The organism is Pseudomonas sp. PvP028 (assembly GCF_017832255.1).
In the GTDB taxonomy this organism is placed as follows: Bacteria; Pseudomonadota; Gammaproteobacteria; order Pseudomonadales; family Pseudomonadaceae; genus Aquipseudomonas; species Aquipseudomonas syringae.
In genome coordinates, this window is sequence record NZ_JAFIBL010000001.1 from 5,919,471 (window position 1) to 5,934,888 (window position 15,418).

Annotated in this window: 13 protein-coding genes and 1 pseudogene; 5 read left to right on the forward strand and 9 right to left on the reverse strand. The window is 59.6% G+C overall.

Annotation, left to right across the window (positions count from 1 at the left end):
• Positions 1 to 5 precede the first annotated feature (5 nt).
• Both rpsP and ffh read right to left on the reverse strand, forming a co-directional pair.
• Complete coding sequence (gene rpsP / locus JOE34_RS25325) at positions 6 to 263, reverse strand: 30S ribosomal protein S16 (protein ID WP_002552521.1); 258 nt, start codon at positions 261 to 263, stop codon at positions 6 to 8.
• A 247-nt stretch (positions 264 to 510) separates the two neighbouring features.
• Positions 511 to 1,887, reverse strand: coding sequence for a signal recognition particle protein (gene ffh / locus JOE34_RS25330; protein ID WP_004406399.1), 1,377 nt, complete (start codon positions 1,885 to 1,887; stop codon positions 511 to 513).
• Positions 1,888 to 2,100: 213 nt separating this feature from the next.
• On the opposite strand from ffh, the gene ccsA reads away from it, so the two are divergent.
• From ccsA to JOE34_RS25345, 3 genes are all read left to right on the forward strand, one after another.
• Positions 2,101 to 2,913, forward strand: a complete 813-nt coding sequence (ccsA, locus tag JOE34_RS25335) for a cytochrome c biogenesis protein CcsA (protein ID WP_003314223.1) — start codon at positions 2,101 to 2,103, stop codon at positions 2,911 to 2,913.
• Positions 2,914 to 2,925: 12 nt separating this feature from the next.
• The gene (locus JOE34_RS25340; RefSeq protein ID WP_003314221.1) at positions 2,926 to 4,173 is read left to right on the forward strand and encodes a transporter associated domain-containing protein; all 1,248 of its coding nucleotides are present in this window, start codon (positions 2,926 to 2,928) and stop codon (positions 4,171 to 4,173) included.
• Positions 4,174 to 4,331: 158 nt separating this feature from the next.
• On the forward strand, positions 4,332 to 5,642 hold the full coding sequence (locus JOE34_RS25345; protein WP_024683848.1) for an MFS transporter: 1,311 nt from the start codon (positions 4,332 to 4,334) through the stop codon (positions 5,640 to 5,642).
• 77 nt (positions 5,643 to 5,719) lie between these two features.
• Here JOE34_RS25345 and purT read toward each other — a convergent pair whose 3' ends face one another.
• From purT to JOE34_RS25370, 5 genes are all read right to left on the reverse strand, one after another.
• The gene (gene purT / locus JOE34_RS25350) at positions 5,720 to 6,901 is read right to left on the reverse strand and encodes a formate-dependent phosphoribosylglycinamide formyltransferase (RefSeq protein ID WP_010415982.1); all 1,182 of its coding nucleotides are present in this window, start codon (positions 6,899 to 6,901) and stop codon (positions 5,720 to 5,722) included.
• A 103-nt stretch (positions 6,902 to 7,004) separates the two neighbouring features.
• A complete protein-coding gene (locus tag JOE34_RS25355) occupies positions 7,005 to 7,472 on the reverse strand; it encodes a preQ0 transporter (protein ID WP_003391204.1) in 468 nt (155 codons plus the stop codon).
• A gap of 700 nt (positions 7,473 to 8,172) precedes the next feature.
• Entirely contained in the window at positions 8,173 to 8,391 is a 219-nt protein-coding gene (locus JOE34_RS25360) for a DUF1289 domain-containing protein (protein ID WP_003415455.1), read from the reverse strand.
• Positions 8,391 to 8,915, reverse strand: a complete 525-nt coding sequence (locus JOE34_RS25365) for a gamma carbonic anhydrase family protein (RefSeq protein ID WP_003314213.1) — start codon at positions 8,913 to 8,915, stop codon at positions 8,391 to 8,393. The genes JOE34_RS25360 and JOE34_RS25365 overlap by 1 nt, the downstream gene beginning before the upstream one ends.
• A gap of 69 nt (positions 8,916 to 8,984) precedes the next feature.
• Complete coding sequence (locus JOE34_RS25370; RefSeq protein WP_074907415.1) at positions 8,985 to 9,581, reverse strand: CoA pyrophosphatase; 597 nt, start codon at positions 9,579 to 9,581, stop codon at positions 8,985 to 8,987.
• A gap of 150 nt (positions 9,582 to 9,731) precedes the next feature.
• Here JOE34_RS25370 and JOE34_RS25375 point away from each other — a divergent pair, with 150 nt between their 5' ends.
• Positions 9,732 to 10,283, forward strand: coding sequence for an NUDIX hydrolase (locus JOE34_RS25375; RefSeq protein WP_010424175.1), 552 nt, complete (start codon positions 9,732 to 9,734; stop codon positions 10,281 to 10,283).
• A 62-nt stretch (positions 10,284 to 10,345) separates the two neighbouring features.
• Complete coding sequence (locus tag JOE34_RS25380) at positions 10,346 to 10,909, forward strand: L,D-transpeptidase family protein (RefSeq protein ID WP_003409156.1); 564 nt, start codon at positions 10,346 to 10,348, stop codon at positions 10,907 to 10,909.
• Between the two features lie 150 nt (positions 10,910 to 11,059).
• Here the strand turns inward: JOE34_RS25380 and JOE34_RS25385 are convergent.
• Together JOE34_RS25385 and purL are read right to left on the reverse strand one after the other, a co-directional pair.
• A pseudogene (locus JOE34_RS25385) lies at positions 11,060 to 11,371 on the reverse strand (YqfO family protein).
• 5 nt (positions 11,372 to 11,376) lie between these two features.
• Entirely contained in the window at positions 11,377 to 15,273 is a 3,897-nt protein-coding gene (gene purL / locus JOE34_RS25390; protein ID WP_024664406.1) for a phosphoribosylformylglycinamidine synthase, read from the reverse strand.
• Positions 15,274 to 15,418: the final 145 nt, after the last annotated feature.

Sequence of the window (15,418 nt, forward strand, 5' to 3'; positions counted from 1 at the left end):
AAGACTCAGGCCGCGGCCTTGGTCTTGTTGTGCTCTTTGAGCAACTGGGCAACGCGCTCGGAAGTTTGTGCACCCACGCTCAACCAGTAGTTGACGCGTTCTTCGTTAACGGACAAACGGATTTCCTGACCACGGGCAACCGGGTTGAAGAAACCAACCTGTTCCTTGTGGGAACCGTCACGAGCGTTGCGGCTGTCGGTTACGGTCAGGTGGTAAAACGGGCGCTTTTTGGAGCCGCCAAGGGCAAGACGGATGGTTAGCATTGAACATCGTTCCTGTAGTCGGTGCTGCAAATCTAAGATGCACAGCGGGCATAGGTGCCCGAAAGGCCGCATATTCTAAGGAATATCCCGACTTTTGCAAATGTCTTTTTCCGGCGCCTATCGGCATGCCTTCCAGATTTGCGAGGGAGCTGTCGGTATGACAGCCGGCAAAAGCCCGCATAGTGCGGGCTGACTGGGGGTCACCCCCCAGATGGGACGCGTGCAAAGCCTCTTGCACGCGACGCAATTACATTTTTGGCATGCCGCCGCCGGGGAACATTCCACCCATGCCGCGCATCATTTTGGCCATTCCGCCCTTAGCGGAGAATTTCTTCATCATCTTCTGCATCTGCTTGTGCTGCTTGATCAGACGCCCGATGTCCTGAACCTGAGTGCCCGAACCCATCGCAATGCGGCGCTTGCGCGAACCACTGACCAGATCCGGATCACGGCGCTCGGCAGGGGTCATCGAGTTGATGATGGCTTCCATCTGCTTGAACTGTTTTTCCGCTGCGCCCTGGGCGTTACCCATCTGCGACAGGTTGACGCCGCCGATGCTCGGCAGTTTGTCCATCAGGCCGCCAAGGCCACCCATGTTCTTCATCTGCTGCAGCTGGTCGCGGAAGTCTTCGAGGTCGAAGCCCTTGCCCTTCTTGAGCTTTTTCGCCAGCTTGTCGGCCTTGTCCTTGTCGAGGGTCTGTTCGGCCTGCTCGATAAGGCTGAGCACATCGCCCATGCCGAGGATGCGCGACGCGATGCGGTCCGGGTGAAACGGCTCCAGCGCCTCGCTCTTCTCGCCCATACCGATGAACTTGATCGGTTTGCCGGTAATGGCACGCACCGACAGCGCCGCACCACCGCGCGCATCACCGTCGACCTTGGTGAGGATCACGCCGGTCAGCGGCAGTGCGTCACCGAAGGCCTTGGCGGTATTGGCCGCATCCTGGCCGGTCATGGCGTCGACCACGAACAGCGTCTCGGCCGGTTTGACCGCCGCGTGCAGCGCCTGGATCTCGCCCATCATCTCGACATCGACGTGCAAACGACCGGCAGTGTCGACGATGACCACGTCAATGAACTTGAGCCTGGCTTCTTTAATGGCCGCCTGGGCGATGTCCACCGGCTTCTGGCTGATGTCGGAGGCGAAGAACGTCACGCCGATGTCGTTGGCCAGGGTTTCGAGCTGCTTGATGGCCGCGGGACGATAAACGTCGACCGACACCACCATCACGGTTTTCTTCTTGCGCTCTTTAAGGAAGCGCGCCAGCTTGCCGGCAGTGGTGGTCTTGCCCGCCCCCTGCAAACCCGCCATCAGGATGACGGCAGGCGGCGTGACATTGAGCACCAGGTCTTCGTTGGCCGCGCCCATCAGGCTTTCGAGTTCGGCCTGGACGATCTTCACGAACGCCTGACCCGGGGTCAGGCTGCGCGACACCTCAGTGCCGACGGCGCGTTCCTTGACGTTGTTGACGAAGTCTTTGACCACCGGCAAGGCGACGTCGGCTTCGAGCAACGCCATACGCACTTCGCGCAAGGTATCTTTGATATTGTCCTCGTTCAGCTTGGCCTTGCCAGTAACATGGCGCAGCGTCTGCGAGAGGCGGTCAGTCAGATTTTCAAACATGCGCGATCCTTTCAGGCTCTCGTCGAACCCCGGTTGATGCGGCCCGGCCCGTAATGCAGAAATGGCGCTCGGCGAGCCTGCGGCTTGAGCAGGTCGCAGATTATAGCGAAGACTCCGTCGCACGGACACCACGCAGACTGCTTCTGTGGTCTTTCGTGATTTACCGGTTCTATGCCAAACTCAGCGTCTTTTCAGGCCCGTCCATCAGGATCTATGTCCCCTTTGCCACCCAGCCTGCTTCCCAGCCTCGCCGCCGCCATCATTTATGCCGCTGCGACCGTCTATCAGAGCCTGCGCCTGAGCCAGGCCGTCAAGCCCGACAAGCGGCTGCTTTGCCTGCTCGGTACGCTGGCGGTCATCGCACATGCCATTGGTCTGTTTTCCCAACTGACGCACTCGGTCGGCCTTGGCCTGGACTTTTTCAACTCCGCCAGCCTTATCGCGGCTTCGGTGATCGTCGTCACCCTGATCGCCACGTCGCGCATCCCGGTGGAAAACCTGCTGGTGCTGTTGTTCCCGCTGGGCATGGTTACTGTACTGCTCGCCCAGTTCGCCCCTAGCGGCACCGTGCAGCCGATTATGGAAGAGCCCGGCATACTCAGCCACATCCTGCTGTCGCTGCTGGCTTACGGGATGTTTACCATTGCTGCATTCCAGGCATTGCTGCTGCTGTTGCAGGACTATCGCCTCAAGCACAAGCACCCTTCCGGGCTGATCAAGAACTTCCCGCCGTTGCAAACCATGGAAAGCCTGCTGTTCGGCTTCCTGTGGGCTGGCTGGTCGTTGCTCTCGCTGTCGCTGATTTCCGGCTGGCTGTTCGTCGAAAACCTGTTTGCCCAGCATCTGGTGCACAAGACCCTGCTGGCCTGCCTGGCCTGGATCGTGTTCAGTGTGCTGCTATGGGGCCGTAACCGCCTTGGATGGCGTGGGCACAAGGCTATTCGCTGGACCCTGGGCGGTTTCTGCCTGCTGATGCTCGCCTATTTCGGCAGCAAGCTGGTACGCGAATTCATCCTGCACATCTGACGGGCCCTGATCATGGATAATCTGCCCCTGGGCCCGTTGCTCGGTGTCCTCGCCCTACTGCTGCTGTGGGCCGGCCTGCTGACCGCGGTCGAGGCCGCTCATCATCAGGTCAAGGCGATGCGCGCCGCCAGCCGCCCGGAAAAGTCGGCGCCGCTCCCCGAGCTGGCGTTCAACCTGAACAGTCTGATTCTGGGCAATACCCTGATCAGGGTACTGATCACCGTCATTGCGACGCTTATCGCCGCCAATTACTGGTTCTACAACGGTCCGACCGTGGCCTGGCTCGCTACCATGAGCGTCATGCTGGTCTTCGCTGAATACATGCCGCGTCGCTTGGCGAACCGCCACCCCGTCTCGACACTGCTGCTGGGCAACAGTGTGCTGCGCATTCCGATGAAGATCGTCTGGCCGCTGGCCTACGTGTTCAATGTTCTGGCCAAGACGCTGCTGCGCCCCTTCCTGTCACGTGCTGTACAGCAGCAGGATCAGGCCTTCGAAGACGATACGCAAAACACTCCACGCAACGATGCTGCCCAGGAATATTCGCCACGCGCCAGCGTGCTCTCAGGGATTCGTGCGCTGGACAGCATTACGGTCAATGACATCCTGATCCCGCGCAACGAAGTGGACGGCGTCAACCTTGATGACCCCATGGAAATGATCATCGAACGCCTGATCATTTCACGGCACACGCGCCTGCCGGTTTATCACAACGACATCAATCAGGTGCAAGGCGTCATCAATACCCGTGACATCAGCCACCTGCTGCCCAAGGGCACCTTGACCAAGGAGCAGTTGCTGGCGGTCTGCTACGAGCCTTATTTCGTGCCGGAAAGCACCCCGTTGCAGTTGCAGTTGCTGAATTTCCACAAACAGCAACGGCGTCTCGGCGTGGTGGTCGATGAATACGGCGAAGTGCTGGGCATCGTCACCCTCGAGGATATTCTCGAAGAGATTGTCGGCGAGTTCGAAAGCGAGCAGCGACTGGATAACCCGCATGTCAAACAACAGGACGACGGGCGTCTGGAAGTCGAAGGCGCAGCGTCCATCCGCGATTTGAACAAGAGCCTTGGCTGGCACCTGCCCTCAGACGGTCCGAAAACTGTCAACGGGCTGGTTACCGAAGCACTCGAGACCATCCCGGACGCTCCGGTGTGCTTGAAGATAGGGCCTTACCGACTGGAAATCCTCGAGACCGAGGACAACCGCGTCAAGCGTGTCGCCATGTGGCAGAACACGCTGGTCCGCACCTTCAAATAGCTAAATAGCTGTCTGCCTTCAAATAGATTCCTGCACCGCCCTTGCCTCTCGACCCATTCGGGTTAATCTGCTCGACGCTGTAACCACAATCACAATAAATGCACGCTTGCCGGAGTACGGTCGTTGCCGACCGGCGAGTCGACTGTCAGGAAATCCGCATGACCAGCACCCTGCTCTCTCGCGAAGACCAAGACGCGCACGCAAAACCGGTGAATTCGACGACCCGCGTCGCTACGGCCAGCTTCATCGGCACAGCCATCGAGTTCTACGACTTTTACGTTTATGCCACAGCCGCCGCTCTGGTGATCGGTCCGGTATTTTTCCCGCAGACCTCGGGCACCGCCCAGATGCTGTCGTCATTTCTGACCTTCGGCATCGCCTTTCTCGCTCGCCCCCTGGGGTCGGCGCTGTTCGGTCACTTCGGCGACCGGATCGGGCGCAAGTCGACGCTGGTGGCCTCGCTGCTGTTGATGGGGATCTGCACCACACTGATCGGCGTATTGCCTGGTTACGCGACGATCGGGGCATTGGCGCCGATTCTGCTATGTGTGCTGCGTTTCGGTCAGGGACTTGGCCTGGGCGGCGAATGGGGTGGCGCGGCGCTGCTGGCGACCGAGAATGCCCCGAAAGGCAAGCGCGCCTGGTTCGGCATGTTTCCGCAACTGGGCCCTTCGATCGGCTTCCTCGCCGCCAACGGCCTGTTTCTGGCGCTGGCCATGACCCTGGATGACGAGCAGTTCCGTTCGTGGGGCTGGCGGATTCCATTTCTGCTCAGTGCCGTACTGGTCATGGTCGGGCTTTACGTGCGCCTGAAGCTGGAAGAAACACCCGTGTTCGCCAAGGCCATGGCTCGTCACCAACGGGTCAGCCTGCCAATCGTGGAGACCTTCAGCCAGCACTGGAAACCCATGCTGCTCGGTGCAGCGTCGATGGTGGTCTGCTACGCGCTGTTTTATATCTCAACGGTGTTTTCGTTGAGCTACGGCGTGGCCACGCTGGGCTATACCCGTGAGACATTCCTGGGGCTGCTGTGCTTTGCGGTGCTTTTCATGGCGGCGGCAACACCACTGGCCGCACTGGCGAGTGATCGCTTCGGGCGCAAGCCAGTGTTGATTGCGGGTGGTGTGCTGGCGATCCTGTCAGGTTTCACCATGGAGCCGCTGTTGACCCACGGCAGCACCTGGGCTGTGGCGCTGTTTCTGTGCATTGAATTGTTTCTGATGGGCATCACGTTCGCGCCGATGGGCGCGCTGCTACCGGAGCTGTTCCCAACGCAGGTCCGCTACACCGGGGCATCGGCGGCCTACAACCTGGGTGGAATCGTCGGAGCGTCGGTCGCCCCCTTCTTCGCCCAGAAACTGGTGGCGATGGGTGGCCTGAGCTGGGTTGGCGGGTATGTGTCTGCAGCAGCGCTGATAAGCGTGCTGGCGGTGTTGAGCCTGAAGGAGACGAGAGATAGAGAGCTTTGAGCTGCAAGCTGCAAGCTGCAAGAAGAAGCGTGGTGCTCTTTCTTGCAGCTTGAGCCTTGAGGCTTACCGCTGCGCCCCTACAGTTCTACGTTTACCGCCTGCGATGCCCTGGTCGCTTTGGCCCGGGCCTCTTCGATGGACTCGTCACGCGCCAGGGCAACGCCCATGCGCCGTTGACCGTTGACTTCCGGCTTGCCAAACAAACGCAATGCAGTATCAGGCTCGGCCAATGCAGCGCCGAGGTTGGCGAAAGCGGTTTGCGTGGACTGGCCTTCGACCAGAATGACTGCCGAAGCCGACGGGCCGAACTGTCGGATCAACGGAATCGGCAGGCCAAGAATTGCGCGCGCGTGCAGAGCAAACTGCGACAGGTCCTGAGAAATCAGTGTCACCAGACCGGTGTCGTGCGGGCGCGGCGAGACTTCGCTGAACCACACCTGATCGCCCTTGATAAACAGTTCGACGCCAAACATCCCGCGCCCACCCAATGCCTCGGTCACCGCCTTGGCAACACGCTCGGACTCTGCCAGCGCAACCGGGCTCATGGCTTGCGGCTGCCAGGATTCCTGATAGTCGCCCTTTTCCTGACGATGCCCAACCGGCGCGCAGAACGTGGTGCCACCGATGTGACGCACGGTCAGCAGGGTGATTTCGTAATCGAAGTCGATGAACCCTTCGACGATGACGCGACCCTTGCCAGCGCGACCACCCTCTTGCGCGTAATCCCAGGCTTTCTGTACGTCATCGGTGCTCTTGAGCAGGCTCTGCCCTTTGCCCGAAGAACTCATGACCGGCTTGACCACACACGGGAAACCGAGGTCTTCGACCGTTTTGCTGTACGCCTCGAAAGTGTCGGCAAAGTGGTAAGGCGAGGTCGGCAGCTTCAGCTCTTCGGCTGCCAGACGACGAATGCCTTCGCGGTTCATGGTCAGCTGCGCGGCACGTGCGGTCGGGATCACGGTGAAACCTTCAGCCTCAAGCTCGACCAGCGTCGAGGTGGCGATGGCTTCGATTTCCGGAACGATGAAATGCGGCTTCTCGGCCTCGATGACTGCGCGCAGTGCCGCACCGTCGAGCATGTTGATCACATGGCTGCGATGAGCGACCTGCATGGCCGGCGCGTTCTCGTAACGGTCAACAGCGATCACTTCAACGCCGAGGCGCTGCAGCTCGATCACGACTTCCTTGCCCAGTTCGCCGCTGCCGCAGAACAGTACGCGCGTCGCGGTGGGCGACAGTGGAGTTCCGATTTGAGTCATCTCAGGTCCTCGTGAAGCAGATGTCGAGGGCTGCCCGCCGTATGCAAGCAACCGCTGTGAAGAAAGGCGCGCAATTTACCACGAAGCCCCGGCAAATGGGCGCTCAGCCTGGACAGGCACTGTTGCGCGCCCGCCAGGCCATGATCATCCAGACAATGGTAACGCCGGCGAACTTCGATGCCAGCGCGGTGAGCACGACCGGCGCCGTCAGGGCGTCGATCATGCCGAAGAAGATAAAGGTATCCAGCGGAATGCTGAGTGCCGAGCTGATCCACAACCGATCACGTAACGGGCGTCTGGTAATGCTGAACACCAGCCAGTCAATGCATTCGGAAACCGCAAACGCCGTGGCGCTGGCCAGGGCGATGGTGGGGTCGCTGGTGACATATGACAGAACCAGCGCCACCAGCATGGCAATGATCGCGCCGTGGCCAAAGCGAATCTGCACCATGTCCCGCAACACGAACACCAACCCGCCCCAGGCAGACCAGATCATGTCCAGATGCGGCGCACTGGAAAAGGCGAAGTTGATCAGCACGACACTGCTGATGTAGGCGATCAGGAAAAGCATGGAGGGTTTGGGCCTGTGCAAGCGAGCGGCAATGATAGCAAACGCGGACAAGAGCCGCGCCCAAGCGAAAACGAAAGCATTATTTCTGACGCAGGAAATGCATCGACTGCACCGCCCTCTTCGCGAACAAGTTCGCCTCTACAAAAGCTCGCGGATAACCTGTAGGAGCGAACTTGTTCGCGAAAGCGCTATTCCTGACGCAGGAAATGCATCGACTGCACCGCCCTCTTCGCGAACAAGTTCGCTCCTACAAAAGCTCGCGGATAACCTGTAGGAGCGAACTTGTTCGCGAAAGCGCTATTCCTGACGCAGGAAATGCATCGACTGCACCGCCCTTTTCGCGAACAAGTTCGCTCCTACAAAAGCTCGCGGATAACCTGCAGGAGAACTTGTTCGCGAAAGCGCTATTCCTGACGCAGGAAATGCATCGACTGCACCGCCCTCTTCGCGAACAAGTTCGCCTCTACAAAAGCTCACGGATAACCTGCAGGAGCGAACTTGTTCGCGAAAGCGCCATTCCTGACGCAGGAAATGCATCGACTGCACCGCCCTCTTCGCGAACAAGTTCGCTCCTACAAAAGCTCACGGATAACCTGCAGGAGCGAACTTGTTCGCGAAAGCGCTATTCCTGACGCAGGAAATGCATCGACTGCACCACTCTCTTCGCGAACAAGTTCGCGGCTACAAGGCCATCGGAACATCAGCGTGCTTCGCCCACTGTCCACATCAGGCCGCTGGCTCTGGCGCGCTCGTCACAGAGGCCAAGCACCACACGGCGCTCGTCGTTGCTCATGCGGCTCCAGCGGGTGATTTCGGTGACGGTTCGCTGGCAACCGGTGCATATATCCTGCTCATCCAGTGCACAAATACTTACACATGGGGAACGGACCGGTTTTTCGATCGGGGTATCAGTGCTCATCACTCTTCCTGCACCGCCAGGTCACGGGCGTAACGCTGGGCATTGTGTACGTAATGGGCTGCGCTGGCTTCCAGCATCTTCTTCTGCACGTCGGTGAGTTCGCGCACCACTTTACCCGGTGTGCCCATGACCAGCGAGCCATCAGGAATGACCTTGTTTTCCCCGATCAGCGAATTGGCGCCGATGATGCAGTATTTGCCGATCTTCGCCCCGTTGAGGATGACCGCATTGATACCGATCAGGCTGTAATCATCAACGCTGCAGCCATGCAGCATGGCGTTGTGGCCGATGGTCACGCCTTTGCCGATACTCAGCGGCGACCCCATGTCGGTGTGCATGACTGTACCGTCCTGCACATTACTGTTTTCACCAATGTGAATCAGCTCGTTGTCGCCCCGCAATACCGCGTTGAACCACACACTCGCGCCGGCCTCGAGCCTGACATTGCCGATCAGCGTTGCATTGGGAGCCACCCAGCTCTGCGGATCGGTCTGGACACGGGATTCTCCCAGGCGAAATTTCATGCAGCCTCCTCGGGCGGGTCGTACTCATGGGGACGAACTATAAACAGTGACGGTTAAGGTGCCAGCGGCTCAGATCGTCGACCGTTCAGGCGGATGATGAAGGCTGATTCTGGTGTCGTACAGCACGTTGACCAGCTCGACGATCATGATCGCGGTAAGCCCCCAGATCTTGTACTCGCCATAACGATAACTGGGCACGTACCAGCTGCGACCCTCGTAATCGATGCGGTGAGTATGCTCGCGCGTGTCCTGACGAAAGAATTCCAGCGGCACGCTGAATACTGCAGCGATCTCGCCGTCATTGGGCTGGTATTCGACGAAGTCAGGTATCACCCCCACGTAAGGCGTGACCTTGATACCGTGCTTGGAGATCAGCGGACTCAATGGCCCGATCACCTCGACCAGCCCGGGAGGCAGGCCGATTTCCTCCTCGGCTTCGCGCAACGCAGTAAAAATCAGATCGGGGTCGCCGGGGTCGCGCCGGCCACCCGGAAACGCCACTTCACCGCCATGCGTCGACAGGCCACTGGCGCGCAGGGTCAGAATCAGCTCGGGTTGCTCGCTGCGGGTAATCGGCACCAGAACAGCCGCCTCGGGGAATTGTCGATCCGAGTCAAGGGTTTCTGGCGTGTGCCTGACTACACGGCCAAGTAGCTCATCCAGCATGGGAAATCTCGATCTGTTGCCTGTCTGGCATCATGCACCAAAGCAACGCTGCGCCCAAGCCCTTGTAGGACAACTCCTGCCACACAGAGGGTTGCCGAGCCGCTGCACGACAGGCCAAGATAGCGACTGCGTTCACTATCGACTGATCCCATGAAATTTTGCAGCCAGTGCGGCAACCCTGTTATCCAGCGCATTCCCGAAGGCGACAGCCGTTTGCGCTATGTCTGCGAGCATTGCCAAACCGTTCATTACCAGAACCCGAACATCGTTGCGGGCTGTCTGGTGACGCTGGGCGGCAAAGTGCTGCTGTGTCGCAGGGCCATAGAGCCGCGCCTGGGTTTCTGGACGCTGCCGGCCGGTTTCATGGAAAACGGCGAAACCATCGAACAGGCTGCACGGCGCGAAACCATGGAGGAAGCCTGCGCCACCCTGAGCGAACTGCATCTGTACACCTTGATCGACGTGCCGCATATCAATCAGGTGCATGTGTTCTATCGTGGAGAGATGGCGAATGAGGCATTCGCCGCAGGCATCGAGAGCCTGGAAGTGCAGTTATTCGACGAAGCAGACATTCCGTGGTCGGACCTGGCTTTCATGACAGTCGGGCGTACCCTAGAATACTTCTTCGCGGATCGGCGTCGCCAGGCCTACCCGGTTCATACCAGCGCCCTTCCCCCGTCACGTCCGTTGCTGGACACCTGAACGCCAGGGTCGCACACAACATCGGCGCTTTTTGTCAAAGAAGTATCTTCAGGGAAATTGTAATGCGCTGGTTGCTCGCCCTCTTTTGCATGTCGTTCATGCCGCTTTCGCAGGCCGCGTTTACTCAAACCATCGTGCCCAAGGGCAGCGAACAGAAAATCATCAATAACAAGGTCATCAATACCGAGAGTATCGCCAGCAAGCCGATCGATAAGGTGCTGGTGCTCAAGTCAGCGCGCCAATTGCAGTTGATCAGCGGTGGTGAGGCCTTGAAGACCTACCGAATTTCGCTGGGCAAGAACCCCAAGGGCACCAAGCTGCAGGAAGGCGACCAGCGCACGCCGGAAGGTTTCTACTGGATCGACTGGCGTAAACCCAGCAATAACTACAACCTGTCGATGCACATTTCCTACCCGAATGTCTCGGACTCGGCACGCGCACGCTCCGAGGGCGTGAAACCGGGCAGCATGATCATGCTTCATGGCACACCGGTGGATGAAGAGTATCCGGAATGGTATTTCCACACACTGGACTGGACCAACGGCTGCATTGCGCTGAAGAACAACGACATGCGGGAAATATGGGATCTGGTGAAAGACGGGACGATGATCGAAATTCGACCTTGAATGTGCGGCGTTGCGCATTCGCGAGCAAGCTCGCTCCCACAAGATTTATGTACAAGTCTGAGTGCGTAGCATTGGCACGATAGTTACAGGATGATTATCGTCCCCACGCTCCAGCGTGGTGACGCATTTCCGGACGCTCTGCGTCCAGCTTCAGAACTCTGCCAGCCGCCATACTTCGTAAGCAGGCGTTTCGTAAGGATGGCTCTGCTTGAGCGCCACCACCACGTGCTGAATCAGCTCGTCAGCGACGACAAGCTCGACCTTCCACTCTTCCACCGACTCGACCACACCGCTCTGCCCGATAAATGGCTGACTGCCATCCAGCGGGCGGAACTGGCCCTAGCCGAGCACTTGCCACGAGCAGTGATCGTAAGCGTCGATTCGCCCTGCACCAGCAGCGAATACGGCGTTCTTGACCTCGTCCACATGGCTCGGCGGAACGAAGAAGGCGAGCTTGTACACGCGCCTTAGTTAACCCAGGCCCGCGCGTTGCGGAACATGCGCATCCAGGCACCGTCCTCGTTCCAGTCCTCGGGACGCCACGAGTTCTGCACGGCACGGAATACACGCTCCGGGTGCGGCATCATGATGGTCACACGACCGTCGAGGGTGGTCATGCCGCCGATACCGCGTGGCGAGCCATTCGGGTTGGCCGGGTAGGTTTCAGTGACCTTGCCGTGGTTATCGACAAAGCGCAGTGCCACGGTGCCGGACACATCCGCCTCGAGCAGTGCGTCGTCATTGCGGAACTCCGCGTGCCCTTCGCCATGCGCGATGGCGATTGGCATGCGCGAACCGGCCATGCCCTGCAGGAAGATCGACGCCGACTCCTGAACCTGAACCATGGCCACGCGCGCTTCGAACTGCTCGGAGCGGTTACGCACGAAATGCGGCCAGAACTCGCTACCCGGAATCAGCTCGTGCAGGTTGGACAGCATCTGGCAACCGTTGCACACGCCAAGCGTGAAGCTGTCGGAGCGCTCGAAGAAGCCCTGGAATGCATCACGCGCGCGGCTGTTGAACAATGCCGACTTGGCCCAGCCTTCGCCTGCACCCAATACGTCACCGTAGGAGAAGCCACCGCAGGCGACCATACCCTTGAAGTCGTTCAGGTCGACACGACCGGCCAGGATATCGCTCATGTGCACGTCGATTGCGTTGAAGCCGGCACGATCAAAGGCTGCCGCCATCTCGACCTGACCGTTGACACCCTGCTCGCGCAGAACGGCAACTTGAGGACGAACACCCGTCTTGATGTACGGCGCGGCGATATCTTCGTTGACGTCGAAGCCCAGCTTGACGGTCAGGCCCGGGTTGTCTTCTTCCAGCAGCGCATCGAATTCCTGATCCGCGCATTCGGCGTTGTCACGCAGGCGCTGGATCTGATAGCTGGTCTCGGCCCACTGACGTTGCAACAGACGGCGCTGGCCACTGAATACCGGCTCGCCATTGAAGCTGATCGACACTTCATCGTTGTTGATCGGCTGACCGATCACTGCCACGCAGTCTTCCAGACCAGCCGCGCTGAATTGCGCCAGCACCAGTGGAGTAGCGTCCTGACGCACCTGAATGACCGCGCCCAGCTCTTCGTTGAAGAGGATCGCGCTCAGTTCGGAGACGTTGTCGGCCACACCGTCGAGGTGCAGGTTCAGACCGCAGTGACCGGCGAAAGCCATTTCCAGCGTGCTGACCAGCAGACCACCGTCGGAACGGTCGTGATAGGACAGGATATGACCGTCGGAATTGAGGCCCTGAATCACAGCGAAGAAGGCCTTGAGGTCTTCAGCATCGTCGACGTCCGGAGCGACGCGGCCGAGCTTGCCGTGAGTCTGCGCAAGAATCGAGGCGCCCATGCGGTTCTGGCCGCGCCCCAGATCGATCAGGATCAGGTCGGTGATGCCCTTGTCCATGCGCAGCTCGGGCGTCAGGGTCTGACGGATGTCGACTACGGGCGCAAAGCCCGTCACGATCAATGACAGCGGCGAGGTCACGCTCTTTTCGGTACCCTCGTCGCTCCAGCGGGTCTTCATGGACATCGAGTCCTTGCCCACTGGAATGGTGATCCCCAGTTCCGGACACAGCTCCATGCCGACCGCTTTCACGGTGTCATAAAGACGCGCATCTTCTCCAGGGTGACCAGCCGCCGACATCCAGTTGGCCGACAGTTTGATGTCAGAAAGCTTTTCAATACGCGAGGCCGCGATGTTGGTCAGCGTTTCGCCGATCGCCATACGGCCCGAAGCCGGAGCATCCAGCAACGCCAGCGGAGTCCGCTCGCCCATCGCCATGGCTTCGCCGGTGTTGACGTCGAAGCTGGTGGCGGTGACGGCGCAGTCAGCCACAGGCACCTGCCATGGACCGACCATCTGATCGCGAGCAACCAGGCCGGTAATGCTGCGGTCACCGATGGTGATCAGGAAGCTTTTGCTGGCGACGGCCGGGTGGCGCAATACGCGCTGCACACTTTCTTCGATGTCCAGCGTGCTCGGGTCGAAATCATCGCCGATCTCCTCTTCGCGTGCGACCGAGCGGTGCATGCGCGGCGCCTTGCCCAGCAGGACTTCCAGCGGCATGTCTACCGGACTGTTACCGAAATGACTGTCGGTGACGGTCAGTTGCGGCTCTGCAGTGGCTTCGCCGACAACCGCAAACGGGCAGCGCTCGCGCTCGCAGATAGCCTTGAAGCGCTCGAAGTCTTCGACGCCCACGGCCAGCACGTAACGTTCCTGGGATTCGTTGCTCCAGATTTCCAGCGGGGCCATGCCCGGCTCGTCATTCGGTACGTTACGCAGTTCGAAACGTCCGCCGCGGTCGCCATCGTTGACCAGTTCGGGGAAGGCGTTGGACAGACCACCGGCACCCACGTCGTGGATGAAGCTGATCGGGTTACGGTCGCCCAACTGCCAGCAGCGGTCGATGACTTCCTGGCAACGACGCTCCATCTCGGGGTTTTCACGCTGAACCGAAGCGAAATCCAGGTCTGCAGAACTGGTGCCGGTCGCCATCGAGGAAGCCGCGCCGCCACCCAGGCCGATCAGCATCGCCGGGCCACCCAGTACGATCAGCTTGGAACCTACAGTGATCTCGCCCTTCTGGACGTGATCTTCGCGGATATTGCCCATACCGCCCGCCAGCATGATCGGCTTGTGGTAACCACGAACCTCGTCACCGTGCGGCGTAGTGATGGACTGCTCGAAGGTACGGAAATAGCCGGTCAGCGCCGGGCGACCGAATTCGTTGTTGAACGCCGCGCCACCCAGCGGGCCTTCAATCATGATGTCCAGCGCAGTCACGATGCGCTCGGGCTTGCCGTACGGCACTTCCCAAGGCTGTACGAAACCGGGGATCTGCAGGTTGGAGACGGTGAAACCGGTCAGCCCCGCCTTGGGCTTGGCACCGCGACCGGTTGCACCTTCGTCGCGAATCTCGCCGCCGGAGCCAGTCGCCGCGCCAGGAAACGGCGCAATGGCGGTCGGGTGGTTGTGGGTCTCGACCTTCATCAGAATGTGCACCGGCTCCTGAACCGCGCCGTACTGACGGGTTTCAGGGTCCGGGAAGAAGCGACCGGCGACGTTGCCGACGATCACCGAAGCGTTGTCCTTGTAAGCGGACAGCACGCCTTCGCTGTGCATCTGGTAGGTGTTCTTGATCATGCCGAACAGGCTTTTTTCCTGGCTCTGGCCGTCGATGTCCCAACTGGCGTTGAAAATCTTGTGGCGGCAGTGCTCGGAGTTCGCCTGGGCAAACATCATCAGCTCGATGTCGTGCGGGTTGCGCCCCAGACCATTGAAGCTGGTGATCAGGTAATCGATTTCATCTTCGGCGAGAGCCAGGCCCAGCTCGACGTTGGCTTTTTCCAGCGCCGCGCGGCCGCCACCCAGAATGTCCACCGCGGTCAGCGGCTTGGGCTGGGCGTGGCTGAACAGGTTGGCAGCCTGCTCGAGGTCGCCCAATACCAGTTGCGTCATGCGGTCGTGCAGGCTGTCGGCGATTGCCTGGGCCTCGGTCTCGCTGAACTGGCCTTCTACATAGAAGGCAATCCCGCGCTCGAGGCGCTGGATTTTGCTAAGGCCGCAATTGCGAGCGATGTCGCTGGCCTTGCTCGACCAGGGTGAAATGGTGCCAAAACGCGGCAACACCAGAAACAGACGGCCGCTCGGCTCTTGAACCGGCACGCTGGGGCCGTATTTCAGGAGACGGTCGAGAACCTGCTGTTCTTCGCTGGTCAGAACGTCGTTGACGTCAGCGAAGTGAGCGAATTCGGCGTACAAGCCACTGACAGCTGAAACTTTTTGTTTCAGTTGTTCTAGTAATTTGCTGTGGCGGAAAGCAGAAAGGGCAGGAGCACCGCGCAGGATCAACATCTTCGGGACAGCCTCGAGAAGGGGGTGTGCTTTGAGGCCGCATATTCTAGCCTAAACCGGGCATTTGATCACCCAAAACGGCGGCATCCGCTGCGCCCGAATGTCGCCCCAGGCAAAAAAACTCCGGAAATGCCTGTAAAAGCCA